We start from the raw sequence: 2,385 nt of genomic DNA, 5'->3' as shown, positions 1-2,385 counted from the left end.
CAAGTGGCGGAGCGGGCAGGACCGGGGTCGAACGTTCTCCGGTCGCTAAGTTATTGATAAATTTTGCCCAACTGATCTTTGGAACGATCAATCGTTCCAGTCGCGACTGGCAGCGAAACGAAAGACAGCAGTCCTGACGGCTTCTCCTCGCACCCTACGGATCTCTTAGACATGGCTCCCGCGGTGCCGTCAGAGGAGAGCAACAGCACCGCGGTTCTTTCCCCGTCCGCTCAGACTGTCGTCGCCGATATTTCGATCTCGGTAATGGCCCATGTGAAGTTGGGGTTGAGGGCCTGGCGGGCTTCCAGGACGTTCGTTTCGCCGACCAGCACGTCCGTGGGGTCGAGTGTCAGGTCGAAATCGGCCAGCGTGTTGTTGTTGGCGGCGCCGCCGGAGAGGAAGCCCTGGCTTTGGCCGTTGAGCAGGATCTCGACCTCGTCCGCCAGGTCGATGTCGTAGCCGCGCAGGTCCAGTCTCAGCGCGTCGGTGTCGGTGTCGAACACCGCCAGCGCCGTGTCCGACGAGGTACCGAGATAGCCCTTGCCGTAGACGCCCCGCTCGACCGTGTCGAGGGCGAGGTCGATGTCCGCCGGGGTGGCGGAGATGTCGGTGACACCCCATTTCCAGACCGGGTTACGCTCCTGCGTGAAACTGAGCAGGTTCTCCCCCTCGTACACCTGGCTGCCCGAGAGACCCAGCACGTAGGGTTGCGTGGCGTCGTTCACGCCCTCGGGCAGGAAGCGCAGCGCCGTGCCGTTCAGGCTTACCTGCAGCTCGTCGCCCGTATCCACGTCGAAACCGCCGACCCGGATCACCACCGGCCCGCCATCGGCCTGGAAAGCGCCGGTGACCCGGGCGTCGGGCGCGGTGCTGCCGTTGAAATTGTTGCCCCAGCTGCCGGTCTCGGGCGTGGTGCCGTCCAGCGTGAAATCTGTCAGCGACCGGACCTGCACATCCGTCACGCCCCAGCGGAAGCTGTCATTGCGCATCTGCTCGAAGGTCAGCACGTTCTCGCCCGCCAGCAGCGCGGCCTCTGGCAGGTCGAAGCCGGTCACGCCGGTGCCGTTGTTGGGCGTGAGGTCGAGATTTCCCAGGACGGTGCTGTTGAGCCGGACCTCCACCTCGTCGGCGAAGTCGATGTCGAAGCCCGTGACCTCCAGCCGCATCGGAACGCCCGCGGCCGCGCCCGTGCCGGCGAAGGTCATCATGACCTCGCCGCCGGGCGCGGTGGCTCCGTTGTAGTTGTTGCCATACTCCCCAGTCTCGACCGCGCCGGTGTCAAGCGCTGCATCCGGCGCCGCGATCAGCAGGTCGGTGATACCCCAGGCGAAGTTCGGGTTCCTCAGCTGCACCACCTCGAGGATGTTCTGCTCGCCCGCCTGCGCGCCCGCGTCGATGGCGAAGCGGTAGGGAGTCTCGGCCGTGTTGGTGCCGGCGGGCAGCTCGGCAATGGTCTGCCCGTTCAGCCGCAGCGCCAGCTCGCCGTCGAAATCCACGTCGAAGCCCGCGAGACTCACCACCAGGTCGGTGCCCGTGTTCTGGAAGCTGCCCGCGACGATCCCGTCCGCATCCGAGGTGCCATTGAAATTGTTGCCAAATTCACCGCTCTCCACCACGCCGGGGGTCAGCTCGAAATCGGCGGGAGCGGCCAGCGCCAGATCGCTGATGCCCCATTTGAAGCTGTCGTTACGGGTCTGCTCGAAGCGCAGCAGGTTCTCGCCCGCCAGCTGCTGGGCGGCGGAAATGGCGAAGCTCGACGGCCCGCTGCCATTGTCAGGCGTGCCCGCCAGCATGCCCAGCGAAACGTCGTTGAGGAAAAGCTCCACCTCGTCGCCGCCAAAATCGATGTCGAGCCCCTGCAGGTCGAGCCGCAGGTCCCGGTCGGTGCCGGTGAAGCTGACCAGCGCGGTGCCATCGGTGATGTCGCTGGCCGCGCCCACCTGGTTGCCCAGCACGGTGGGATCGGCCAGGCCGCGGGTCAACGCGAGGTCGACCGGCGTGCTGACGCGCAGGTTTTCCACGCCCCAGGCGAAGTTCGGGTTGATCAGTTGGCGGAAGGTCACCAAGTTGTGCCCCACCTCGAGCGCCGAGGCCGGGAGGACGAGTGTATAATCCGTCGTCGCCTCGTTCGCCCCCGCGCCCAGGTTGCCCAGCGAGACGCCGTTGACCAGCACTTCCACCTCGCCCCCGGTGTCGATGTCGAACCCACCCAGCTCCAGCACCATGTCCTGCGCGCCGCTTGTCGTCTCGAAGGCGAAGCTCGACTCGCCCGTCCTGTTCAGGTTGGTGCCGAACCGGCTGCCGAAGCCGCGCTCCAGCACCTCCCCCCGGACCAGCATGGCGTCGGCGGCCAGGATGCCGAAGCCCAACGTAACATCGTCGAAG

1 protein-coding gene is annotated in these 2,385 nt (G+C 66.0%); it reads right to left on the bottom strand.

What is annotated here, in order from left to right; all coding sequences use genetic code 11:
* Positions 1-230 precede the first annotated feature (230 nt).
* Positions 231-2,385: hypothetical protein (locus ACFORG_RS20175; protein WP_386737378.1), on the bottom strand; the 2,155-nt coding region annotated here is incomplete at its 5' end.

Origin of the sequence: Lutimaribacter marinistellae (assembly GCF_042648365.1) — a bacterium.
In the GTDB taxonomy this organism is placed as follows: Bacteria; Pseudomonadota; Alphaproteobacteria; order Rhodobacterales; family Rhodobacteraceae; genus Lutimaribacter_A; species Lutimaribacter_A marinistellae.
The sequence above is the reverse complement of the archived record's forward strand: the minus strand, read 5'-3'. Positions and strand labels throughout refer to the sequence as shown.